At 63.3% G+C, this 22,426-nt stretch carries 19 protein-coding genes; 12 read left to right on the forward strand and 7 right to left on the reverse strand.

What is annotated here, in order from left to right:
- Positions 1 to 170: 170 nt before the first annotated feature.
- The gene (locus AAFG07_RS13565; RefSeq protein ID WP_342727706.1) at positions 171 to 4,265 is read left to right on the forward strand and encodes a C2 family cysteine protease; all 4,095 of its coding nucleotides are present in this window, start codon (positions 171 to 173) and stop codon (positions 4,263 to 4,265) included.
- A gap of 33 nt (positions 4,266 to 4,298) precedes the next feature.
- Here AAFG07_RS13565 and AAFG07_RS13570 read toward each other — a convergent pair whose 3' ends face one another.
- Positions 4,299 to 5,222 carry a 2-dehydropantoate 2-reductase gene (locus AAFG07_RS13570; protein ID WP_342727707.1) on the reverse strand — a complete coding sequence of 308 codons (924 nt, stop codon included), beginning with the start codon at positions 5,220 to 5,222 and terminating at the stop codon, positions 4,299 to 4,301.
- A 184-nt stretch (positions 5,223 to 5,406) separates the two neighbouring features.
- Here AAFG07_RS13570 and AAFG07_RS13575 point away from each other — a divergent pair, with 184 nt between their 5' ends.
- Entirely contained in the window at positions 5,407 to 6,222 is an 816-nt protein-coding gene (locus AAFG07_RS13575) for an ABC transporter ATP-binding protein (protein WP_342729145.1), read from the forward strand.
- Positions 6,222 to 7,007 carry an ABC transporter permease gene (locus AAFG07_RS13580; protein ID WP_342727708.1) on the forward strand — a complete coding sequence of 262 codons (786 nt, stop codon included), beginning with the start codon at positions 6,222 to 6,224 and terminating at the stop codon, positions 7,005 to 7,007. Before AAFG07_RS13575 ends, AAFG07_RS13580 begins: the two co-directional genes overlap by 1 nt.
- A gap of 76 nt (positions 7,008 to 7,083) precedes the next feature.
- Here the strand turns inward: AAFG07_RS13580 and AAFG07_RS13585 are convergent, their stop codons facing one another.
- Both AAFG07_RS13585 and AAFG07_RS13590 read right to left on the reverse strand, forming a co-directional pair.
- The gene (locus AAFG07_RS13585) at positions 7,084 to 7,362 is read right to left on the reverse strand and encodes a hypothetical protein (protein ID WP_342727709.1); all 279 of its coding nucleotides are present in this window, start codon (positions 7,360 to 7,362) and stop codon (positions 7,084 to 7,086) included.
- Positions 7,363 to 7,474: 112 nt separating this feature from the next.
- A complete protein-coding gene (locus tag AAFG07_RS13590; protein ID WP_342727710.1) occupies positions 7,475 to 8,323 on the reverse strand; it encodes a helix-turn-helix transcriptional regulator in 849 nt (282 codons plus the stop codon).
- 91 nt (positions 8,324 to 8,414) lie between these two features.
- Here AAFG07_RS13590 and AAFG07_RS13595 point away from each other — a divergent pair, with 91 nt between their 5' ends.
- The gene (locus tag AAFG07_RS13595; RefSeq protein ID WP_342727711.1) at positions 8,415 to 9,305 is read left to right on the forward strand and encodes an SDR family oxidoreductase; all 891 of its coding nucleotides are present in this window, start codon (positions 8,415 to 8,417) and stop codon (positions 9,303 to 9,305) included.
- A 19-nt stretch (positions 9,306 to 9,324) separates the two neighbouring features.
- A complete protein-coding gene (locus AAFG07_RS13600) occupies positions 9,325 to 10,050 on the forward strand; it encodes an SDR family oxidoreductase (RefSeq protein WP_342727712.1) in 726 nt (241 codons plus the stop codon).
- A gap of 195 nt (positions 10,051 to 10,245) precedes the next feature.
- On the opposite strand, the gene AAFG07_RS13605 is transcribed toward AAFG07_RS13600, so the two are convergent.
- Entirely contained in the window at positions 10,246 to 11,571 is a 1,326-nt protein-coding gene (locus tag AAFG07_RS13605) for a 4Fe-4S binding protein (RefSeq protein ID WP_342727713.1), read from the reverse strand.
- A 311-nt stretch (positions 11,572 to 11,882) separates the two neighbouring features.
- Entirely contained in the window at positions 11,883 to 12,332 is a 450-nt protein-coding gene (locus tag AAFG07_RS13610) for a cupin domain-containing protein (RefSeq protein WP_342727715.1), read from the reverse strand.
- Between the two features lie 167 nt (positions 12,333 to 12,499).
- Between AAFG07_RS13610 and AAFG07_RS13615 the strand changes: the two genes are divergently transcribed.
- Both AAFG07_RS13615 and AAFG07_RS13620 read left to right on the forward strand, forming a co-directional pair.
- Entirely contained in the window at positions 12,500 to 13,525 is a 1,026-nt protein-coding gene (locus tag AAFG07_RS13615) for an ABC transporter substrate-binding protein (protein ID WP_342727717.1), read from the forward strand.
- Between the two features lie 42 nt (positions 13,526 to 13,567).
- Complete coding sequence (locus AAFG07_RS13620; protein ID WP_342729146.1) at positions 13,568 to 14,269, forward strand: NUDIX hydrolase; 702 nt, start codon at positions 13,568 to 13,570, stop codon at positions 14,267 to 14,269.
- Between the two features lie 97 nt (positions 14,270 to 14,366).
- Here the strand turns inward: AAFG07_RS13620 and AAFG07_RS13625 are convergent, their stop codons facing one another.
- Both AAFG07_RS13625 and AAFG07_RS13630 read right to left on the reverse strand, forming a co-directional pair.
- Positions 14,367 to 14,933, reverse strand: coding sequence for a RidA family protein (locus AAFG07_RS13625; protein ID WP_342727718.1), 567 nt, complete (start codon positions 14,931 to 14,933; stop codon positions 14,367 to 14,369).
- 328 nt (positions 14,934 to 15,261) lie between these two features.
- Complete coding sequence (locus AAFG07_RS13630) at positions 15,262 to 15,813, reverse strand: helix-turn-helix domain-containing protein (RefSeq protein ID WP_342727719.1); 552 nt, start codon at positions 15,811 to 15,813, stop codon at positions 15,262 to 15,264.
- Positions 15,814 to 15,885: 72 nt separating this feature from the next.
- On the opposite strand from AAFG07_RS13630, the gene AAFG07_RS13635 reads away from it, so the two are divergent.
- The 5 genes from AAFG07_RS13635 to AAFG07_RS13655 all read left to right on the forward strand — a co-directional run bounded on the left by AAFG07_RS13635 (position 15,886) and on the right by AAFG07_RS13655 (position 22,356).
- Positions 15,886 to 16,122, forward strand: coding sequence for a DUF2798 domain-containing protein (locus AAFG07_RS13635; RefSeq protein ID WP_342727720.1), 237 nt, complete (start codon positions 15,886 to 15,888; stop codon positions 16,120 to 16,122).
- 139 nt (positions 16,123 to 16,261) lie between these two features.
- Positions 16,262 to 17,143, forward strand: a complete 882-nt coding sequence (locus AAFG07_RS13640) for an SDR family NAD(P)-dependent oxidoreductase (RefSeq protein ID WP_342727721.1) — start codon at positions 16,262 to 16,264, stop codon at positions 17,141 to 17,143.
- Positions 17,144 to 17,352: 209 nt separating this feature from the next.
- Positions 17,353 to 17,805 carry a hypothetical protein gene (locus AAFG07_RS13645; protein ID WP_342727722.1) on the forward strand — a complete coding sequence of 151 codons (453 nt, stop codon included), beginning with the start codon at positions 17,353 to 17,355 and terminating at the stop codon, positions 17,803 to 17,805.
- Between the two features lie 256 nt (positions 17,806 to 18,061).
- Entirely contained in the window at positions 18,062 to 19,234 is a 1,173-nt protein-coding gene (locus AAFG07_RS13650; RefSeq protein WP_342727723.1) for an efflux RND transporter periplasmic adaptor subunit, read from the forward strand.
- Between the two features lie 11 nt (positions 19,235 to 19,245).
- Positions 19,246 to 22,356 (forward strand): multidrug efflux RND transporter permease subunit, encoded by a 3,111-nt coding sequence (locus AAFG07_RS13655; protein ID WP_342727724.1) that lies wholly within the window; start codon positions 19,246 to 19,248, stop codon positions 22,354 to 22,356.
- The last annotated feature ends 70 nt before the right edge of the window (positions 22,357 to 22,426 follow it).

Below are 22,426 nucleotides of genomic sequence, written 5' to 3' on the forward strand. Positions count from 1 at the left end.
CCCTGACGGCAGCGGTCGGCGAGATCGACACGCGTCCCGAATTCGTTCACAACTATGGCGATAGTTACGCATTCTATTGCTGGATTCGTCGCGACGGGACGCGCGCAACCTCGCCAGGGCAGGCCTGGCCGACAGCAATCGTATCGCGTCAAGACTTGCGAAGGAATTCCATGACGGCAAGCTGGGTCAATTCCCTGGTCGACAGTGGCATCAAGTCCGACATGCTCAACTTTGCTGCGGACGGCGTCTTCACCGACGCTGAAGCCATCCAGTTGCTGGCGGATGTCGCCAATCGCGGGAGTGTCACCGCGAATGAGCTGAACTCGCTGCAGCTGATCGCGGCAAATCTGAACAGCGGCCTCTCCACATCGGACTATGTCTCCCATCTTGTCGTCCAGCTCGTTGATGGGAATCCGGCCAACGCCACCTGGACAGGGGGCGGCACTGCTCACGTCACGCTCGGCAATCTGCAGGTCGGCGCGACGTCGACGCAGATGTCTGAACTGATCGGAAAGTGGTTCCAGGGGACCGATCTTCCGGATCCGACTTTGCCGCCCGATGCAGGCGGGAGCGGCTGGACATTGCAGGGCTACAGCGCGGTTGTCGGGCCGTTGTATTCTTCGGCGGGCGCGGCCACCGTCAACGACATCTGTCAGGGAGCAGACGGCGATTGCGAGTTGATGTCGGGATTGATCGACGTCGTCGTCTTTCATCCCCAGGTCATGAGTTCCATGATCGTGGACAATGGAAACGGCACCTATGGCGTGCGTTTCTATGTCAATGGTCAGGAGACATGGGAAACCGTCAATGACGAGTTTCCGGTCGTCAGTGGCACCGAACTTGACTATGGCCACAACTACAATGAACAGCCCACAGCAATGTGGGTTGCCCTGGTGGAAAAGGCCTACGCGCAGCTCAGCTCGACGGGTCAGATCGGGCACCCGGCCGTCAACAGCTACGACAATATCTCCGCTGATCCCCCGACGAATGTCTTCGAGAACCTGACCGACGCGACGAGCGTCAATTATTACCTGAGCAGCGCGTCCAATTGGTACAGCAACAAGTCCGTCTATATCGCAGCACTCTCCAGTCACGACGACGTCATCCTCGAGATTCCTTCAACGTCTCCGTACACGTATGACAGTGCCGGGAACATCCAGCTGGTCCCGGATCACGCGTTCGGGGTCGTCGGCTATGACAGCGCGACGGGCAATTTCATCGTTCGTAATCCATGGGGAAACAGCTATCCCGGCCAGAACTGGGATGTGCAATTTGAGGTTTCGCTGACACAGATCGCCAGTGAGGGCGGTGACTTCGTCATCGACAATTCCGGCGCCGTCGACGTCGCGCCCACGGTGGTCGCGTCGAACATCACCGGCCGCGTGCAAACCTCAATTGCAGCGTCGTCCATGTTCTATACGACGGGCGGTACTCTGCCCATCATCGAATATGCGCTTTGGGACTCCACCGGTAACGGCCACTTCACCGTGGGCGGGGTGGCGCAGGCGAACGGGGTCGAGATCGACGTCGCTGCCTCACAGTGGTCCAGCATTGCCTATCAGTTCGGTCCCGCGAGCGACCAGTTGTGGGTGGAGGCGTTCAACGGCGTATTCTGGAGCGCCTGGACCGAATTTACGGCAACCCCGGAAGGGCCCGTGGTGACGGCCGCAAACGTGACGGCAACGCACGGCCAGAGCTTTGCCGTGTCGTCGCTGTTCACCTATTATGACCCGTTCGGCCTCGCAGCCACCGAATACGATGTCTGGGACAGCGGCACCGGTGGCGGCCACTTCGTTCTGAACGGGGTGGCGCTTGCCGCCAATCAGGGCAACTACATCACGGCCGCGCAGCTGTCGTCATTGACCTATCAATCCGGCTCCGGCGCGGACACGCTCTGGATCCGGGCCAACGACAGCACGGTGTGGGGCCAATGGTCGGCTGCTTTCACCGTCACCGCGCCGGTCGACAGCGGTCCCGTCGAGGCGGTGTCGAACATTGTCGCGGCGCATGGCCAGAGTTATGCGGCCTCGTCCTTGTTCACCTACAGCGATCCGTTCAATAGTCCGGCAACGCTATATGACGTCTGGGACAAGGGAACAGGCGGCGGCCACTTCGTTCTCAACGGGGTGGCGCTTGCCGCCAACCAGGACAACTACATCACGCCCGCCCAGCTGGCCTCGTTGAGCTATCAATCGGGTTCCGGCATCGACACGCTCTGGATCCGCGCCAATGACGGCACGGTGTGGGGAGCGTGGTCGAGCCCCTTCACCGTCAATGCGCCAGTTGACAGCGGGCCCGTTGAGACGGTGTCGAACATTGTCGCGGCTCATGGCCAGAGCTATGCGGCCTCGTCCTTGTTCACCTACAGCGATCCGTTCAACAGTCCTGCAACGCAATATGACGTCTGGGATACCGGTACCGTCGGCGGGAGCTTCGTTCTGAACGGCGTGGCGCTGCCCGCCAATCAGGATAATTACATCACGGCCGCCCAGCTGGCGTCGCTGACCTATCAATCCGGCTCCGGCATCGACACGCTCTGGATACGCGCCAATGACGGCACGGTGTGGGGAGCGTGGTCTAACGCCTTCACGGTCAATGCTCCGGTCGACAGTGGGCCCGTTGAGGCGGTGTCGAACATCGTCGCGACCCACGGCCAGAGCTATGCGGCTTCGTCGCTGTTCACCTACAGCGATCCGTTCAACAGCGCTGCGACCCAATATGACGTCTGGGACACGGGCACAGGCGGCGGACACTTCGTTCTGAATGGGTCGGCGCTGTCGGCCAATCAGGGCAACTACGTCACGGCCGCGCAGCTGTCGTCATTGACCTATCAATCCGGCTCGGGGACCGACACGCTCTGGATCCGCGCCAATGACGGCACGGTGTGGGGAGCGTGGTCCAACGCCTTCACCGTCAATGCTCCGGTCGACAGCGGGCCCGTTGAGACGGTGTCGAACATCGTTGCGCCGCACGGTCAGAGCTATGCGGCCTCGTCGCTGTTCACCTACAGCGATCCATTCAACAGCGCTGCGACCCAATATGATGTCTGGGACACGGGCACGGGCGGCGGACACTTCCTTCTGAACGGGTCGGCGTTGTCGGCCAATCAGCACAATTACATCACGGCCGCGCAGCTGTCGTCATTGACCTATCAATCCGGCTCGGGGGCCGACACGCTCTGGATCCGCGCCAATGACGGCACGGTGTGGGGGGCGTGGTCGAGCGCCTTCACCGTCAATGCTCCGGTTGACAGCGGGCCCGTTGAAGCGGTGTCGAGCATCGTTGCGGCTCACGGTCAGAGCTATGCAGCCTCGTCGCTGTTCACCTACAGCGATCCTTTCAACAGCGCTGCGACCCAATATGACGTCTGGGACACGGGCACAGGTGGCGGGCACTTTGCTTTGAGCGGGGTGGCGCTTGCGCCCAACCAGGACAATTACGTCACGGCAGCCCAGCTGGCGTCGCTGAGCTATCAATCCGGCTCGGGCGCGGACACGCTGTGGGTCCGCGCGAACGACGGCACCGTCTGGGGATCATGGTCAAGTGCTTTCACCGTGACTGCGCCGGTGGACACGGGTCCAGTGGTGACCCCGACCAATTCGAGCACGCTGTCCGTTCAAGGCCAGACGTTCTCGGTGTCCTCGCTCTTCACCTATTCGGATCCGTTCGGCAGTTCCGCGACATCATATGATGTCTGGAATAGTGGAGGCGGCAACGGCTACTTCACGCTGAACGGTGTTGCGCTCGGAGCAAATCAGGGCAATGTCGTCGCGGCCTCGCAGCTCTCCCAGCTCGCGTATCACGTGGGATCGGACACGGACACGCTGTGGATCAAGGCCAATGACGGGACCGTCTGGGGCGCCTGGTCCAGCGCCTTCACGATCAGCGATCCCTCGATCATTCCAGCCGGACAGACCCTCGAGCTTGCGTCGGCGAGCGCGGCGCAAATCTCCTTTGCATCAAGCTCCGGGACATTGAAGCTCGACGACCCGACAGGCTTCTCCGGCACCGTCGCCGGCATGACCGGAGCCGACGCGATCGATTTCGCCAATATCAGTTTTGCGGCTGGGCAAACCGTGGGCTTTGCCGGCAACACCGCGGGCGGATCGCTCTCCGTCTCGGACGGCGTCCACGCCGCCAGCATCGCCTTGCTCGGAAACTACATGGCATCCACCTTCGTCGCCGCCAGCGATGGACATGGCGGCACGAGCATCACGGTGCATCCTGATCAGGTCGCCACGCTTGCCCCGCCACAACATGCCTGAGCGGCGCCGCTGCCCCAGCGCGCGGCCGCCTGCCTACGACGGCGCACCCATCGCATAGGGCTTCAGCACGGCATAGAGGAAGGCGTGCGTCGGGGTCGGCACGCCGAGCTTGCGCCCGAGTTCGACCACCTTGCCGCTCAGCCAGGGCAGTTCGAGCCGGTTGCCGCGCTCGAGATCGAGCGCCATCGACGCCTTCATCGCCGGCGGCGCGTGGCCGATGAAGTCGAGCACTTTCGCAAGCGGGTCCGGCGGGAGCTTGATGCCGCTGGCGTGGGCGATAGCGATGATCTCCTCGCAGGCCGACACGAAGAACGGGCGCAGGTCGGGATCGTCGCGCAGCCTGCCGATCGGCTGGCGCGTGACCGCGGTCATGCCGGCATTGGTGGCGAGGCCAACGAACTTCATCCACAGCTCGGTGTTGATCTGCTCGCTCAGCGTGGCATCGAACCCGGCCTTCAGGCAGAGCGCGAGCAGCGCCTTGCCGCGCGGCGTGATGCGGCCGTCGAGCTCGCCGAAGATCATCCGCATGAAGGTGCCGACCTGGTTGATCACGCCGGGCTTGATGATCGAGGCAGAGATCTGCGCCACGCCGCCCATTACGGCGTTGCGGCCCAGGATCGGGATCAGCCGGTCGGGGGCGTCGATGCCGTTCTGCAGCGGAATCACGGCGGTATCGGGACCGACCATCGGCTTGATGTGCTCGCCGGCGCTCTCGACGTCCCACAGCTTGACGCAGAACAGCACGATATCGACCGGGCCGACGCTTGCGGGGTCGTCGGTCGCCTGGGTCGGGACCAGGTGGGTTTCGCCGCGGCCGCCCTGAACTTTCAAACCTTCGCTGCGCATGGCGGCGAGGTGCGCGCCGCGCGCGATAAAGGTGACGTCGGCGCCGGCATGCGCCAGCGCCGCACCAAAGCCGCCGCCGACGCCTCCGGCGCCCACCACTGCGATCCGCATGATTGTCTCCTTGTCCACCGCGTTGGCCGCAGCCTCGACGATGTCGGCGCGATGCGCAACCCGGCCGGCCTGAAAACTGCGTGACCGCAGTCCCCCGGCACGCGGCCTGCGTCTTCTTCCTGCGTTGACTTGCCCGAGCGAACCGCTAAGCCATTTGCCTGATGTTCGGGAGGAATGCGTGGCGATGACGGAGCCGACGGCGGTCGCGCTTGACGGTGCGACGGTGGCGTTTCGGTTGGCGGATGGACGCGTCTATACCGCGGTCGAGCAAGCCAATCTTTCGGTTGATCATGGCGAGTTCGTCGCCATTGTCGGTCCGACCGGATGCGGAAAATCCACGCTGCTCAACGTCACCGCGGGGCTGTTGAAACCGGCCGCCGGGACGGCGCGGATTTTCGACAAGCCGCTCAGTGGCCTCAACCGCGACGCCGGCTATCTGTTTCAGGCCGACGCGCTGTTCCCGTGGAAGACCGCGATCGACAATGTCGCGATCGGGCTCGAGATCCGGGGTACGCCGCGCACGGATGCGCTTGCGCGCGCGCAGCAATGGCTGACCTCGGTCGGGCTCGGCGCCTTCGCCGGCCGCTATCCACACATGCTGTCGGGCGGCCAACGCAAGCGCGTCGCGCTGGCGCAAGTCCTGATCCGCGATCCGAAGATACTGCTGATGGACGAGCCGTTCGGCCCGCTCGACGCCCAGACCCGGCAGATCATGGGCAATCTGCTGCTGGAATTGTGGACTGCCGACCGCAAGGCGGTGCTGTTCGTCACCCACGATCTCGAGGAGGCGATCGCGCTTGCCGACCGCGTCGTGATCATGTCGGCCGGGCCCAGCGCGCGCATCATCGGCGACTGGCGCATCACGCTGCCGCGGCCGCGCGATATCGCTGAAATCCGGATGGAGAAGGATTTCCATGCCCTGCACCGCGAGATCTGGGGCGTGCTGAAAGACGAGGTGATGAAGGGCTATGTCCAGTCGACGCAGGCGGGAGCCGCCTGATGTCACGCTTGACGTTGCTTTCGCTGCAGGTTCTGGTCGCCGTCGTTACACTGGCCTTGTGGCAGTTCTTTTCCACCGTGCCGGTTTTCGGCAAGGTGCTGCTGCCGCCGTTCTTCTTCTCCAATCCGGTCGACGTCTTCAGCCAGATTGTAAAATGGTTCTCGACCGGGGTGATCTGGAAGCATCTTGCGATCACCCTGTGGGAATCGATCCTCGCCTTCGTGATCGGCTCGGGCGGCGGCATCCTGGTCGGCTTCTGGTTCGCGCGACAGCCGCGTGTCGCCGCGGTGTTCGATCCTTATGTGAAGATGGTCAACGCGCTGCCGCGCGTGGTGCTGGCGCCGATCTTCACGCTGTGGTTCGGGCTCGGCGTCTGGTCCAAGGTCGCGCTCGGCGTGACCCTGGTGTTCTTCATCGTATTCTTCAACGTCTACCAGGGTGTCAAGGAAGTGCCCACCACGGTGCTCGACAACGGCCGCATGCTCGGCATGAACGAGCGGCAGCTGATGCGCCACGTCTACTGGCCCTCGGCGCTGTCGTGGATGTTCTCCTCGCTGCACACCTCGGTCGGCTTTGCGGTGGTCGGCGCCGTGGTCGGCGAATATCTCGGCTCAGCGGCCGGCCTCGGCTATCTGATCCAGCAGGCCGAGGGTGTGTTCGACGTCGCCGGCGTGTTCGCCGGCATGTTCGTGCTGTCGGCCTTCGTCATCCTGATCGACATGGCGGTGACTGTCGTGGAGAAGCGGCTGCTGGTTTGGCGGCCGACAGCCGTGACGCGGGATTAACACACAAGCTTGGCACGTCAGGAACGAAAGCGGCCGCGAACGAAGGCGGCCTCTACGCATTCCGGGTGCGAAACTGTCAGCTCTTGTATCCCTGGCTGGTGCAAAACCACGAGATGCCATTGGTATCGAAGCCAAGCTTCAGGAAGGATTCCCTGCATTCGTTGAAGCTGTGGAAACGTTTGACGCGCTCTGGCCAGCAAACCACCGGCGTAGGATTGGGCCAGGTACCGGAGATTGAGCAGCCCGGTCCCGAGGCCGCTTGCTTGGCGAGTTTGGGTTTGTTCTCAGCATTTGCGGGGGGGGCAATCGACAGGATCGCGACAGCTAGGCCCGCGAGGAGTAACGAGGCTTTCATGGCTATCCTCTCCCAAATCCCACCGTTGGCTCGGTGGTAGGGCGACTATACCTGGGGTCGTGTCAGAGAAGCGATGCAATTTGCGTTTCGTTTTGTGAGAAGCGCGCGACGATCACGCGCGTTCGTGTGCCGGCGCTGCCCCCATCAGCCCGCGGATCTTCTCCGCCACCTCCGGGTCAACAGGATTGTAGACGATCATGCTGAGGTCGGACCGGCCGTCGACCGCGAATGCTGAGTATTCGAACTTGACCGGGCCGAGGATCGGATGGCGGAGCTGCTTGACGCCCTCGCCATGGGTTCGCACGTCGTTGTCGCGCCAGAGCGCCGCGAATTCCGGGCTGAGCCGGCAGAGCTCATCGACAAAAGGTTGGACCTCGGCGGCCGCACCGGCGCGCATCGCGTCCACCCTGAAGGCGCCGACGACGAAGCGCGCCACGCTGGCCCAGTCGTGTTGCGCGGCGCGGACGCGCCGATCGAGGAACATGAAGCGCAGGATGTTGCGCTCGCTCGGCGGCAACGATTTATAGTCTGTCAGCATCACGGTGGCCGCCCGGTTCCAGGCGACGACATCCCATATCGCGGTCCTGATGATGGCGGGGCGCGGCTCCAACGCGTCGAGCACGCGCTGCAGCCGCGGCGAGACGCCCTCACTCTTCTGATAGCGCACGTCGGGCGTACGGCCGAGGCCGAGCAGGAACAGATGCTCGCGCTCGACATCGGTCAGCATCAGCGCACGCGCGATGCGGTCGAGCACATCGGCCGACGGCGCGCCGCCGCGGCCCTGTTCGAGCCAGGTGTACCAGGTCGCCGAGATGTTGGCGCGCTGCGCCACTTCCTCGCGGCGCAGGCCCGGCGTGCGCCGCCGCTCCGGCGGAAAGCCGAACGTTGCAGGATCGAGCTTGCTGCGTCGGTCCTTTAGATAGGCGCCGAGCAGGTTCTCTTGCGCGAGCGGTTCGCTCATCCTGTTAGCCATTATACCATGATAAGGTCACTACTTTACCACGATAGCGCAACGACCCAGATTTGTCGCCAGCAAAACCTGGAGATTGCTGATGCGCGTGTTTGTCACTGGAGCCACCGGTTGGGTCGGCTCGGCCGTCACGAATGATCTGATTGCCGCCGGCCATCAGGTGCTCGGCATGACCCGTTCCGACAAGGGCGCGGAAGCGCTCGCCGCCGCCGGCGCCGAGGTTCACTACGGAACGCTCGAAGATATCGACAGCCTGAAGAGCGGCGCCGCACAAGCGGATGCGGTGATCCATTGCGCCTTCAACCATGACTTTTCGAAGTTCGCCCAGAACTGCGCGGATGACCGGCGCGCGATCGAGACGCTCGGTGCCGTACTCGAAGGCTCGAAACGTCCGCTGATCACGACATCGGGCGTCGCACGGGTGGCGCAGGGCCGCGTTGCAACCGAAGACGATCCGCCGATTCCGGTCTCCGAGGCCTATCCGCGTGCGTCCGAGGCAACGACGATGGCCGTGGCATCGCGCGGCGTACCCGCGGCCGTCGTGCGGCTGCCGCCCTCGGTGCATGGTCACGGCGACCACGGCTTCGTGCCGCGCCTCGTCGCCTTTGCGCGCGAGAAGGGCGTCTCCGCCTATATCGGCGAGGGACAGAACCGCTGGCCCGGCGTGCATCGGCTGGATGCGGCGCGCGTCTACCGGCTCGCGCTCGAGCGCGGCGTCGAAGGCGGTCCGTTCCATGCCGTAGCGGACGAAGGCGTGCCGTTCAAGGCGATCGCCGAAGTCATCGCCCGCCGGCTCAACGTTCCGCTGGTGTCGAAGTCTTCAGAGGAGGCGGCCGAGCATTTCGGCATGTTCGGCAGGTTCGTCGCCTTCGATGTGCCGACCTCGAGTGCGCGGACGCGCGCGCGGCTCGACTGGCAGCCGCAGCAGCCCGGGCTGATCGCCGACATCGATCACCCCGCTTATTTCGCGTAGCTGCGGCGGAGTACGGACCATGACAGACGCCAAGATGTCGCTCGCCGGCAAGCGCGTGATCGCGATCGGAGGATCGTCGGGGATCGGCTTCGCGGTTGCTGCGCTGGCGCAGGAGCAGGGCGCGGAGGTGGTGATTGCTTCCAGCAAGCCGGCCAATGTCGATGCGGCGGTCGCGCGGCTGCCGGGATCTTCGGGCAACACCGTCGATCTGTGCGACGAAGCCGGCGTGTCGCGCTTCTTCGAACAGGTCGGCGCCTTCGATCACCTCGCGATCACGGCGGGCGATCAGGGCCTCCCGGCGTTCGGTGCCACGCGGGATCTCGATCTCGTCGCCGCGCGCGAGGCTCTGACCCTTCGCTTCTGGGGCTCGCTCGCGGCGGTCAAGCACGCCAGCCGCGTGATCGCAGCGAACGGATCGATCACGCTGACCGGCGGCCTGCTGGCACACCGCCCGCAAAAGGGGATGCCGTTTGTTACCGCGGCCGCGGGTGCCATGGAGAGCCTGGCCCGCGGCCTTGCCGTCGATCTTGCGCCGGTCCGCGTCAATGCCGTCTGTCCGGGGCTCATTCTCACCGAGCGCGTCAAGCAGATGCCGGAGGAGAGGGTGCGCGGCTACGTGGCAGGCTTGCCGTTACCGCGCGCCGCATCGCCGAGCGAGGCGGCCGCGGCTTATGTCTATCTGATGCTGAACAGCTATGTGACCGGGCAGATTCTTGCGGTGGATGGCGGTGGATTGTTGGTGTGACCTACGACGCCGTCATTGCGAGGAGCGAAGCGACGAAGCAATCCATCCATCCGCGGACACGAGCAGATGGATTGCTTCGCTTCGCTCGCAATGACGTGGAGAGGTAGGGCGGGTTAGCGAAGCGTAACCCACCGATGTTGCGGCGAAGAGGTCATGGCGGGTTACGCCTTCGGCTAACCCACCCTACGCGGCCACTTACAGCGGGAAGCACCGCATGTAGGCCGCGAACAGCTTCTCATCGCTGTAGCTCACCAGCTCTGAGGCAGTCGCGTCGGCCAGGTCGAGGTCGCGGTTCTGGATGCGCAGCCATGCCTGGGTATCGGCGGTGATGTTCAGCGCCGCGTCTCCGACATGACGCCCCGGCACCACCTGCAGATCCTTGCCCTTGATCACGACTGTCATGTCCAGCGCGCTTGACCCGGTGAAGCGCAGATGCGTCACGAAATCCAGACCACGCGCCCGGCCGCGTTGAAATCCGAGCGAGAGCGAGAAGATGTAGGCCTGGATGCTGCCGGCATGGCGGCCGGACGTGACATGCTGGACCTTCTTGTGCGGAAAGCGCCGCGTCACCGTGTCCTCGGCGTCGGTATCCGGGATCACGTAGACGAACTCGTCCTTGTCGATCAGCGGCTGCACCACCTCAGTGAAATGCGCGTCGCGATCATGCAGGAAGGGGCCGATCACGTCTTCGCCGGCCGGACAGGCCGAGATGCAATAGGCTGCCTTGTACCCCGGCTTGAACGACAGCGATTGCCAGATGTTCAACGTCTCGGTGCGGGGGACGCGGGCGCGATAATCCTTGGCGTCCTTGGAATCCGCGACCTTCTCCACCCATTGCGTGAAGTTGCCGAGAAAGTCGTGATAATTGTGGGTGTGGCAGGACAGGAAATCGAAGCCGCCGTCCGGCTTGATGGCGCCGACCGGGCAGGCGGCGACGCACAGCTTGCACTCCAGGCAGGGATTGTAGTCGATCGGCTGGTCATAGGCGTCCACCTCGGATCCGAGCAGGACGGTGCCGAGCAGGACGAAGCTGCCGAATTTCGGGTGGATGATGCTGCGATGGATTCCCATCCGCCCGAGGCCTGCTTCCACCGCGATCGGCTTGTGCTGGACCATCATGATCCGGGGCAGGTCCATCTCCATCGGGAAGGCCGCGACGGAATTGCAGGCCGGGATGCCGTGCTCGTCGAGCGCGCGAACGATGGCGCGCGCGGTTTCGTTGACGTGATCGTAGGTGCCGTGGAATTCCTCGTTGGCGACCGAGCGTGAAGGCGAGCGCACCGGCTCGCGGTTCATGTGGCACACGATCGCAAGCAGGGAGCGCGTCCGCCCATAGACCTTGCGGATGAAGTCGCGTTGCGGCGCGATGGCGGCCCGGTCGAACTCGATGATGCCGACGTCATCGGCTCCGCACTCGCGCGCGATCCGCTTGAGCAGTTCCGAAGAGACCGGGACGTCGTGAACGTGCTGGCTGCTGCGCGCGCGCACCGCCCTGACCGTGGGGTGATCGTCCAGGCTCATGGTCCCGCTCTCTATAAATGACGATCATCATACTATGGAGCGAGCGGAGGTGAGGCAAGCGAATAATCCGTTGATCGTGGTGTCATGGAACCGTCAGTTGCTCGCCTGACAGCTATGGGCCCTTGCAAGCACCGTCATCCCCGCGCAAAGGCTTCGCCTTTGTCGCTGGAGGTGCGAGCGGAGCGAGCCTCGAAGGATGGACGGCCACAGTCGGGCCGTCGACCCTTCGAGACGGCCGCTTCGCGGCCTCCTCAGGGTGACGGTGCTTGCACGGTCGGACGCGCCTCGCGATGACGGCTGACGGACCATCGTCAATCCAGCAGCTTGGTATCATCCGGCGCCTGCGGCGGCGTCTTGATCGCGATCGACTTGATTGCGCGGCCGTTCGGCTTGGTGCCGCCATGCGGCGTGCCCTTCGGGATCACGATCAAATCGCCCGGCTTGACCGTCACTTCCTTGTCGCCGAGCCAGACCGTGCCGGTGCCCTCGAGCACGAATTGCATCTCGTTGGTGTTGGGGTGCATGTGCTTCGGCACGTTACCGTCCTGGATCGAGACGGTGGCGCCGTCGGCGGAGACGAACGTCTTGGAGCGGAAGCCGACCTTGTTGGCGTCGCCGAGCTTGTCGCCCTCCATCTCGCCGGTGTGGATGACCTGCGCGGTGATGCTCTCGGCCGCGAGCGCCGGCCGCAGCAGATGGGTGACGCCACAGCCGGCGGCGAAGGCAGTGGCGATCGACAGCGCGGTTGCAATACGATTCATGAAGACCTCCCTTGGTGTTTCCCTTGAAATATTCTTGGTGCTTGTTCGGCGTTTTCCTGTATCCGCGATGCTATGCCGTGGCCGCAGGCTTGACCAGTAACCGGAAAGTCGCCTTCTCAAGGCAGGCTTGCTCCTCTATCTTGCCGGCCAGTCGAACGGAGGACGTCATGAACAAACTGCTGGGCAAGCTTGCCGGAACGCTGCTGGCGCTGACCCTGTCCACGGGCCTTGCCGCGGCGCAAAGCAAGATCACCATCGCGGTCGGGGGCGGCGCCTGCCTGTGCTATCTGCCCACCGTGCTGGCCAAGCAGCTTGGCGAATATGACAAGGCCGGGCTCGCGGTCGAGCTGGTCGACCTCAAGGGCGGCTCGGATGCGCTGAAGGCCGTGCTCGGCGGCAGCGCCGACGTCGTCTCCGGCTATTTCGACCATTGCGTCAACCTCGCGGCCAAGAAGCAGGAGCTGCAGGCTTTCGTGGTCTATGACCGCTATCCCGGCCTCGTGCTGGTGGTGTCGCCCAAGCACACCGGCGAGATCAATTCGATCAAGGATCTCGCCGGCAAGAAGGTCGGCGTCAGCGCGCCGGGCTCCTCGACCGACTTCTTCCTGAAATACATGCTGAAGAAGAACGGCCTCGATCCCCAAGGCACCGCCGTGATCGGCGTCGGCCTCGGCGCCACCGCGGTGGCCGCGATGGAGCAGGGCCAGATCGATGCCGCCGTGATGCTCGATCCCGCCGTCACCGTTCTGCAGAGCAGCCATTCCGATCTCAAGATCCTGAGTGACACCCGCACCCAGCACGACACGCTGGCGGTGTTCGGCGGCGAATATCCCGGTGGCGCGCTCTATTCGACCGCGGCCTGGGTCAACGGCCACGAGAAGGAGGTGCAGGCGCTGACCAATGCGATCATGGCGACGCTGGCCTGGATCCATTCGCACACCGCCGAAGACATCATGGCCAAGATGCCGGACGAGATCGTTGGAAAGGACAGGGCGCAGTATCTCGCGGCGCTGAAGAACACGATCCCGATGTATTCGGAGACCGGCAAGATGGATCCCAAGGGCGCGGAAGCGGTGCTCGCGGTGTTCAGCGAGGGCTCGCCGGAGGTCGCAAAGGCCGGCATCGACGTCACCAAGACCTACACCAACAAGTTCGTCGATCAGGTCAAGAAGACGACCGGAAGCGCGAAGTAGTTTGCGCGGAGATCATGCCGAAATGAGTTTGCGGTGAGTGACATGCAGTCTCCGCTGGTTTGTCGCGTCACCACGCTCGACCTCGCACTGCAGCAGCGTCCGTGGCCGTTCGCGGACGAACGGCGCGGCGAGATCGACGCGCACTTCGCCGAGCAGCAGCGGCTCAACCCGAACCTGTGGAACGGCCGCGTCCTGCTCGGGCGCGATCCGGTGTTTGCCGGCGAGCGGCTCAGCGCGAGTTATTTCGAGACCGATTTCGCAAGCTTCCTCGCCTGGCGCGACTGGGGCTTTCCCGACAAGGAGATCTTCAACGGCTTCGGCATGGGCGCGCTGCTCTCGAGCGACGGCGCCTTCGTGTGTGGCGTGATGGGCGAGCGGACCGCGAATGCCGGCCGCATTTATTTTCCCTCCGGTACGCCCGATCTCGACGACATCAGCGGCGAGACGGTCGATATCGCCGGCAGCGTGATGCGCGAACTCGAGGAGGAGACCGGGCTTACCGCAGCAGATTGCCGCGCGGATGCCGATTGGCACTGCATCTACACCGGCGTTGCGCTCGCAATGATGCAGATCCTGCGCGTCGACATGCCCGCTGACGCGCTGCGTGCGCGCATCGAATCCAATCTCGCGCGTCAGAAAAACCCCGAACTCGCCGGCATCCATCTGGTGCGCAGCCGTGCCGATCTCAACTCCGCGATGCCGCGCTTCGTCACCGCGTTCATCGAAACGCAGCTGCCGGCGTAGGGCGTGTAGTCTTGGAAGTCAGCTTCTGAGGGTGAAGTGGTTGTTGCCTGGATCGGTCGTCATCGACGGCTTGTGACCCGAGACAACAGTTGGCCGATCATTCGGCCACTTCAACGATCATTTCGACCTCCACTGCGTTGTTGAATGGAAGGCCCGCCATTCCAACGGCAGATCGCGCGTGTTTGCCGGCCGCCTCGCCGAAGATCTCCACCATCAAATCGGAGAATCCATTTACGACTTTCGGCTGATCACCAAAGCCTTCGGCCGAATTGACCATCCCGAAGACCTTGACCACGCGCTTGACGCGATCGAGGCTCCCAAGTGCGACGCGCACCTTCGCCAACATGATCAGGCCGACCTGACGGGCCGTGTCATAACCTTCCTGCACGGTGAGGTCCTTCCCCACCTTGCCCTTGTACTTCCAGTCGGCAGCCGGAGTGTTTCCTGCGAGGAAGAGCAGATTGCCGACCCGGACCGCATCGACGTAGTTGGCGACCGGTGTCGGAACGGGCGGCAGCGTAATATTCAACTCCTTCAGCCTGGCCTCGGCAGAAGGTGAATTCTGCGCCACCGCAGCCGACGAAGCGGCAAGCCACGCTCCCAATCCAAGCACGCACGCACCGAACCATGCGATGAGTCTCGTTCTGCAAAGCAGATGAGTCATGTGCCGCCTCCAATGACAATTACTTCGCGGGCCTCAGGATAAGTCAGAAATAGCGAAGGTTCCTTCCGTAGTTCTCCGGTCTGAAAGGTCGTCGGCAGCGCTTCGCCGAAACTTTGCGCAGGCCTGCGCCGTGGCGACGCAGCCATCGCGTTTGACATCATCGGCCGCTGCCCCTGTGATAGAACGGCACGAAAGCAAAAATGCAGTGCACAATCTCCGGGGAGGGATTCATGCCGGTCAGGAGGGCCGTCCGCCTGCTCGAGCAGAAGAAGGTCGACATGGTGATGGGTTTCTTCAATCGCCTCGGCGGGTTCTAAATCGCAATCTGCTATTTCCCCTGCCGGGCGCTTTCGAGCAGGGTCATGCAGGCGTCGAGACAGGCTGCTGCAATCGTCCGGCCGAGGGGACCCGGCTTCTTGTTCAGCAGCCGATGCATCACCACGCCGTGCAGCATCATCATGATCGGATAGGCAATGTGCGCGGCCCTGCTTTCATCGACACCGGCGCGCACGATATGGGTGGTGTATCGTTCGATCTCGCCGGCCTGCGCACCCGTGGTGACGCGTTCCATCCAGCCGCGCCCGTAGAGCAATTCATAGTCGCGGGGGTGGGTGCTGCCGAACTCGAGATGCCGTACGCAGGTGTCCTGAAAGTCGCGGGATTTCGCGAGGTAGGCCGAGAAGCGCTGAAACGCGAGCGCGCGTAACGCCGTCAGCAACGCCTCCCGGTCGGCGTAGTAGCTATAGACCGTTGGCGTCGTGGTGCCTGCTTCCGCGGCGACGCCGCGGATCGTCACGGCCTCCTCGCCGCCCGACTGCCACAGCGTGTCGGCGGCCTTCAAGATCCTGTGAGGCAGCTCCGGATCGGCAGTTCTCGGCATTGGCCCTCTTGCTTTTACATTGTATAAGTTATACGTCGTCTAAATAATAACCCCGTCCCCAGGAGCAAGCAAATGGCCCTTTCCCCGAAACTGATTGGACCCTCGATCTCCTTGATCACCGGCCTGATCACGTCGACCAGCATGTCGTTCGTCGGTCTCGCCATGAACTATGGGTTCCAGCCTGATTTCGCCCTGCGCTGGCTGAAGGCCGCGGCAACGAGCTACGTTGTGATCGTTCCGATGTTGATCATCGTCATCCCGCGGATCCAGCGCTTCGTCATGCGGCAGGCCGGATTGCCGCCGCGCTGAGGTCGGGTCGCAGCACAATGCGCACCGTCTCTGGGTTCAAGCCCCCGGGCATCACAGATATCAAGCCAGTTCGTCCTTTGAACGCAACCCAAGGGTCAGCAACATGACGACGAAACACCAGCACGACAAGCCGATTCTCGTGACCGGAGCAGCCGGCGCTGTGGGCGGCATCGGCCGCAGCCTCACCGAATTCCTGCTCAAGAATGGCCACAAGGTGCGCGCCTTGGTTCGGCGGGAGGATGCGCGCGCCGAAGCCTTGCGGCGGCTCGGCGCAGAGGTCGTCAAGGGCGACCTGACGGACCTCGCCTCGATGCACCGCGCCATCGAAGGTTGCCGGCGTATCTATTTCGGTATGTCTGTCTCGGCGGCTTACCTGGAAGCCACGATCAACACTGCCGCGGTGGCGCGACACCACGGCGTTGAGGCTTTCGTGAACATGTCGCAGATGACGGTCTCGCAGATGAGCATCAACGAGACCACCGACAGCCCGCAGCACAGGCTGCACTGGCTGGCGGAGCAGGCTCTGGCCTGGTCGGGACTGCCGGTCGTCACGGTGCGGCCGACAGTGTTCCTTGAGGGCTTCTTTCTGATGCTCGCCGCCGCCGGCGTGCGGGCCTCCGACGAGTTGGCGCTTCCGATGGGCGATGGCAAGACCTCGCCGATCTCGGCGGTCGATGTGGCGCGCGCGGTCGCGGCGATCCTCGACGATCCCGCACCCCATATCGGACGAATCTACGATCTGACGGGGCCGGAATCCGCCGATCTGAACCACTATGCGCGTGCTTTCTCCGAGGCGCTCGGCAGGCCCATCCGATATCGCGACGTCCCGCTCGCGGCGTGGAGCGAAGGCCTTCGGCGGGCGGGGTTTCCCGAGCACGTCGTCAGCCATCTCTCGGCCATGACCGAGTTGAACCGGCAGGGGCGTTACGACCGCATGACGGACACCATATACAAGCTCACGGGCAAAGCACCGGTGAACACGCGCGATTTCGTGAAGCTCCATGCCGCCGAATTCAAATAGTATAGAGCGGCGCTTTGATGAGGTGCTCGGCACCGACCGAAGCGGAATCCGACCGTTGCGGCGCCAGGATGGCGCGCTTTGGATCGAGGCCGTGCAATGGCTCGGCCGACCGAAACTCCGGCGCAACTATCTGCCCGCGGTCACGCTCTGTCGCCGGTCTGGCGCAAAGCGTATCGGGGCAATCCGACACAGGCAGTCCAATGAGACCGATGAGGGAAGGGCAGGCGCTTCTGGCACGCTTCGTTCTGCTGCTCTTGTTGAGCGGCTGTGGCGAAGCGGACCAAATTGCTGAGCAGGAGTGTCGTTCTTCGAATGCCCGCAGTTCGGTACTCAAGACATTTTCGGACGATCAAAATAACAAGCTGGTGACTTTTACTCTCAAATACTCGAGTTCGCTTGAAGCAATGATGAATGCTGCGAAATCGGAAACTGAAAAATCGGCGATCTTGGACGGTGCAAAGAAAAGCGCTGCCTACAGCCTGGATGGCACGATACTCGTGAAGTCAAGGGACAAGGCAACGCGAGAAGTCACGTGCATTGCGATACTGTCCGTTAGCGTCCTGGATACGAGCGCGGAAAAGGAAATAGAATTTCGAGTGAAGCAAACGAGCGACGGAACGCCGCTCGTTTCAGTCAGTCCTTTCCTTTTTTCGGTAGATTAGTCCTGAAACCCCGAGCGGCCATGCTCGGCATTCGGTCTGATGCACAGCGTAGTCGTGCTCCGCCTTCTCGCCGTCCGACTGCCTCCGGGCGTCGGCGGCCTTCAAGATCCTGTGAGCCAAGCTCCCGATCGGCGTTCTGCCGCATCAGTCCTTGCTTTTACGCCGTATAAGTTATACGTCGTATAAATAATGGCTCCGTTCCGAGGGACGCGCCGGCGGAAGGACAAGTCAGCCCCTTCCATGACAGGACAACACGATGAACGCTCCTAAACTATGGATTGCGGGCCTGTCTGCAGCCGTGCTCGCGGTATCAGGCACTTATCTGTGGCGCGAAGGCATTCCGTCCAGCGTCATGAAACCGGCCGCGAAGTCCGCACCTGCGCGGCCGGTGCCTGTGACGGCCGGTGTGGTGAGGGATCAGGACTTCGCGATTTCGCGCGTAGGGCTCGGCACGGTCCAGGCCTACAACACCGTGACCGTGAAAGCGCGCGTCGATGGCGAGGTGCAAAAGATCGCCTTTCGCGAAGGCCAGGATGTACAGGTCGGCGACCTGATAGCGCAGATCGATCCGCGGCCCTATCAGGCGCAACTGCATCAGGCCGAGGCCGACAAGGCGCGCGACGAAGCGCTGCTCGCCAATGCCAGGCTGGACCTGGAGCGCTACAGCAAGCTCGTTGTCAAGGAGTTCGCCACCCGCCAGAGCGTCGATACCCAGGAAGCGCTGGTCGCGCAATATCAGGCTGCGATCGCGCATGATCAGGCGGTGATCGACAATGCGCGCGTGCAGCTGGGGTATACGACGATCGTCTCGCCACTCGCCGGCCGCACCGGCATCCGCCTGATCGATCAGGGCAACATTGTTCATGCCTCCGATCCGGGCGGACTTGTCGTCATCACGCAAGTGGCGCCGATCGGCGTGATCTTCACCTTGCCGCAGAAATATCTCCCGGAGATCGTCGATGCGATGCGGGGCGGGACGCTCGTCGTATCGGCGTACGATCAGGACGACCGCATCAAGCTTGCCGAAGGCCGTCTCGAACTGATCGACAACCAGATCGATCAAGGCACCGGCTCGATCCGGCTCAAAGCGATCTTTCAAAATCTCGACGGGCGGCTCTGGCCCGGCCAATTCGTCAGCGCCCGTCTGCTGCTCGGCGTCCGCCGCGGACCGGTCGTGCCGGAATCCGCGCTGCAATCGGGACCTAACGGCAGCTACGCGTTCGTCGTCCGGCAGGATTCCACGGTCGAACCCCATCTCGTGCGGATCGCCGCCAGCAGCAACGGCGAGGCGCTGATCGAGAGCGGTCTCGCTGCCCATGAAACCATCGTCGTCGACGGCCATTACAAGCTGCGGCCCGGCGCCCGGGTCGTGACCGCGCCCGGTCCCGCGCGGGAGCACGCCGCGTCCACGGCCCAGGGCCGAGAATAAGGCGACACGTGATGAATATTTCCGAGCCCTTTATCCGACGTCCGATCGCAACTGCGCTGGCGATGTCGGGTCTCGCCATGGTCGGCCTCGTCGCCTATCTGCTGTTGCCGGTCGCGCCGCTGCCGCAGGTCGACTTTCCCACCATTCAGGTGACGGCCCAGTTGCCGGGCACGAGCCCGGAGACGATGGCCTCTTCGGTGGCAAGCCCGCTGGAGCGGCAGCTGGCGCAGATGTCGGGCGTAGCCCAGCTCACCTCCGTGAGCGGCATTGGAATATCGGTGATCTCGATCCAGTTCGACCTTGCCCGCAATATCGACGCTGCCGGACAGGATGTGCAGGCCGCGATCAACGCCGCCGGTGGGCAATTGCCGAAGAATTTGCCGTCACCGCCGACCTATCGGAAGACCAATCCGTCGGACCCGCCGGTGATGGTGCTGGCGATGACCTCGGACACCCTGCCGATGACGACGGTCAGCGATCTTGCCGACAACATCTTCGCGCAGCAACTCTCCCAGGTCGACGGGGTCGGTGCCGTGCTGATCGCCGGCGCACAAAAGCCCGCTGTGCGCGTTGAAGCCAATCCGCTCGAACTCGCGGGCCGCGGCCTGAGCCTTGAGGATCTGCGGTCGGCCATCGCGACCGCCACGCTCAACGCCCCCAAGGGCACGCTGAACGGCCAGCACCAGGGCTTCACGCTTGAGAACAACGATCAATTGTTCAATGCTGCGGGCTATCGGCCGGTCATCGTCGCCTGGCGCAACGGCTCGCCGGTCCGGCTCGGCGACGTCAGCACCGTGGTGGACGGCGCCGAAAACATTCGCGGGTCCGGCACCTTCAACGGACAACCGTCGGCCCTCCTCATCATTCAGCGGCAACCCGGCGCCAACGTCATCGACACCGTCGAGCACATCAAGGCGGCGTTGCCGCGGCTGAAGGCCTCGATCCCGTCGGCCGTCGATGTCCATGTCGTGACCGACCGCACCCAGACCATCCGCGCCTCGGTCGAGGAGGTTCAGTTCACGCTGATGCTCACCATCGCGCTGGTGGTGATGGTGATCTTTCTGTTCCTGCGCAACGCCTGGGCCACCGTGATCCCCGGCATCACCGTTCCGTTGTCGCTGGTCGGCACATTCGCGGTGATGTATGTCCTCGGCTACAGCCTCGACAACCTCTCACTGATGGCATTGACGATCGCGACAGGATTCGTCGTCGACGACGCCATCGTGATGGTCGAGAATGTGGCGCGCTACCTGGAGCAGGGCCACTCGCCGCTTGCGGCTGCACTGAAGGGGTCGCGCGAAATCGGCTTCACCATCATCTCGATGAGCCTGTCGCTGATCGCGGCGTTCATTCCGGTATTGCTGATGGGCGGCATCATCGGGCGGCTGTTCCGCGAATTTGCCGTCACGGTGAGCGTGGCGATCCTGGTGTCGGCCGTCATCTCACTGACGCTGACGCCGATGATGTGCGCGCAATTGTTGCAGGAGGAAAAGAGCAAGCGGCACGGCCGGCTCTATGCTTTGAGCGAGAGGTTCTTCGATGGCATGCTCGCGGCTTACGAATCCGGCCTGCGCTGGGTGCTGCGTCACCGGCGGCTCACGCTGACTGCGACCATCGCGACCATCATCCTGACCGGCTATCTCTATGTCCTGATTCCGAAGGGCTTCTTTCCGCAGCAGGACACCGGATTCATCGTCGCCGTATCGGAATCCTCGCAGGACGTTTCCTATCCAGCCATGCTGGAGCGGCAATCGCAGCTGGAGCGCATTCTGTTGGCTGATCCCGGCATCGACGGCGTGATGTCGGCGGTCGGCGTCGGCAGCGTCAACCAGACCATGAATAACGGCCGCATGTTCGTCAATCTCAAGCCCCGCGACCAGCGCGATGCCAATGCGAGCCAGATCATCGACCGGCTGCGGCCGAAACTTGCCGCCGTGCAGGGAATTGCGCTGTTCATGCAGGCGTCGCAGGACATCAATGTCGGCGGACGCGCGAGCCGCACGCAGTATCAACTCACGCTCCAGGACAGCGATCTCGACGAGCTCGATCACTGGGCGCCGCTCCTGCTTCGCACCTTGCAGGGAATTCCGTTGCTGCGCGACGTCGCGACCGACCAGCAGATCGCCGGTCCGACCCTGCGGCTCGAGATCAATCGAGATACGGCATCGCGGCTCGGCGTTGCCACCCAGGCGATCGACGATACGCTCTACGATGCATTCGGACAGCGCAAGGTCGCGCAATTCTTCACCCAGCAAAACAGCTATTGGGTGATCCTGGAGGTCGATCCACAGTTCCAGCTCGATCCTGGCGCGCTCGATTTGATCTACGTGCCATCCAGCAGCGGGCGGCAGGTGCCGCTGAGCGCGCTGGTCGAACAAAAGCGCACCGTACGGTCGCTATCGGTCAGCCATCAGGGCCAGTTCCCGGCGATCACGCTGTCGTTCAATCTGGCTGCAGGTGCAGCGCTCGGACAGGCCGTCGAGGCGATCGAGAAGGCAAAGCGTGACCTCAACGTCCCGGCCACCCTGATCACCACGTTCCAGGGCAATGCCCAGGCCTTTCAGGACTCGCTCAAGACCCAGCCTCTCCTGATCCTCGCGGCGCTGATCGCGGTCTATATCATCCTCGGTGCGCTCTATGAGAGCCTGATCCATCCGATCACGATCCTTTCGACGATCCCCTCAGCTGGCGTCGGTGCGCTTCTCATCCTGATGGCGTTCAACCTCGAGCTCAGCGTCATCGCGCTGATCGGCATCATCCTGTTGATCGGGATCGTCAAGAAGAACGCGATCATGATGATCGATTTTGCAATCCATGCCGAGCTGACCGAGGCGATGGACCCGGAGGAGGCGATCTTCCAGGCGGCGCTGAAACGCTTCCGCCCGATCATGATGACGACGTTCGCGGCGCTGCTCGGCGCCCTGCCGCTTGCGCTCGGGCATGGGACCGGCGCGGAGATCCGCCAGCCGCTCGGATACGCGATCGTCGGCGGCCTGCTGGTGTCGCAATTCCTGACGCTCTACACGACGCCGGTGGTCTACCTCGCGCTGCACCGCTTCAGCCGCAGCCGAGCCCGTAAGATCGTCCCCCGCCCGGTCGAACCGGCGATCGCGGCGGAATGAAATGGTTGGCTATCGACCCGCCCGTGCGTCCGCGACCATTTGCTGAAGCTTTGATCAGGCCTGCGCCGTG

It is taken from the genome of Bradyrhizobium sp. B097 (genome assembly GCF_038957035.1).
GTDB lineage: Bacteria > Pseudomonadota > Alphaproteobacteria > Rhizobiales > Xanthobacteraceae > Bradyrhizobium.

Bases quoted from the DNA above. Each gene is read 5' to 3' on its own strand.
- AAFG07_RS13600 (WP_342727712.1), top strand. From the start codon at position 9,325: ATGACAGACGCCAAGATGTCGCTCGCCGGCAAGCGCGTGATCGCGATC.
- AAFG07_RS13585 (WP_342727709.1), bottom strand. From the start codon at position 7,362: ATGAAAGCCTCGTTACTCCTCGCGGGCCTAGCTGTCGCGATCCTGTCG.
- AAFG07_RS13630 (WP_342727719.1), bottom strand. From the start codon at position 15,813: ATGCCGAGAACTGCCGATCCGGAGCTGCCTCACAGGATCTTGAAGGCC.
- AAFG07_RS13645 (WP_342727722.1), top strand. From the start codon at position 17,353: ATGAGGGAAGGGCAGGCGCTTCTGGCACGCTTCGTTCTGCTGCTCTTG.
- AAFG07_RS13590 (WP_342727710.1), bottom strand. From the start codon at position 8,323: ATGAGCGAACCGCTCGCGCAAGAGAACCTGCTCGGCGCCTATCTAAAG.
- AAFG07_RS13620 (WP_342729146.1), top strand. From the start codon at position 13,568: ATGCAGTCTCCGCTGGTTTGTCGCGTCACCACGCTCGACCTCGCACTG.
- AAFG07_RS13650 (WP_342727723.1), top strand. From the start codon at position 18,062: ATGAACGCTCCTAAACTATGGATTGCGGGCCTGTCTGCAGCCGTGCTC.
- AAFG07_RS13580 (WP_342727708.1), top strand. From the start codon at position 6,222: ATGTCACGCTTGACGTTGCTTTCGCTGCAGGTTCTGGTCGCCGTCGTT.
- AAFG07_RS13615 (WP_342727717.1), top strand. From the start codon at position 12,500: ATGAACAAACTGCTGGGCAAGCTTGCCGGAACGCTGCTGGCGCTGACC.
- AAFG07_RS13595 (WP_342727711.1), top strand. From the start codon at position 8,415: ATGCGCGTGTTTGTCACTGGAGCCACCGGTTGGGTCGGCTCGGCCGTC.
- AAFG07_RS13565 (WP_342727706.1), top strand. From the start codon at position 171: ATGACGGCAAGCTGGGTCAATTCCCTGGTCGACAGTGGCATCAAGTCC.
- AAFG07_RS13575 (WP_342729145.1), top strand. From the start codon at position 5,407: ATGACGGAGCCGACGGCGGTCGCGCTTGACGGTGCGACGGTGGCGTTT.
- AAFG07_RS13655 (WP_342727724.1), top strand. From the start codon at position 19,246: ATGAATATTTCCGAGCCCTTTATCCGACGTCCGATCGCAACTGCGCTG.
- AAFG07_RS13610 (WP_342727715.1), bottom strand. From the start codon at position 12,332: ATGAATCGTATTGCAACCGCGCTGTCGATCGCCACTGCCTTCGCCGCC.
- AAFG07_RS13635 (WP_342727720.1), top strand. From the start codon at position 15,886: ATGGCCCTTTCCCCGAAACTGATTGGACCCTCGATCTCCTTGATCACC.
- AAFG07_RS13625 (WP_342727718.1), bottom strand. From the start codon at position 14,933: ATGACTCATCTGCTTTGCAGAACGAGACTCATCGCATGGTTCGGTGCG.
- AAFG07_RS13605 (WP_342727713.1), bottom strand. From the start codon at position 11,571: ATGAGCCTGGACGATCACCCCACGGTCAGGGCGGTGCGCGCGCGCAGC.
- AAFG07_RS13570 (WP_342727707.1), bottom strand. From the start codon at position 5,222: ATGCGGATCGCAGTGGTGGGCGCCGGAGGCGTCGGCGGCGGCTTTGGT.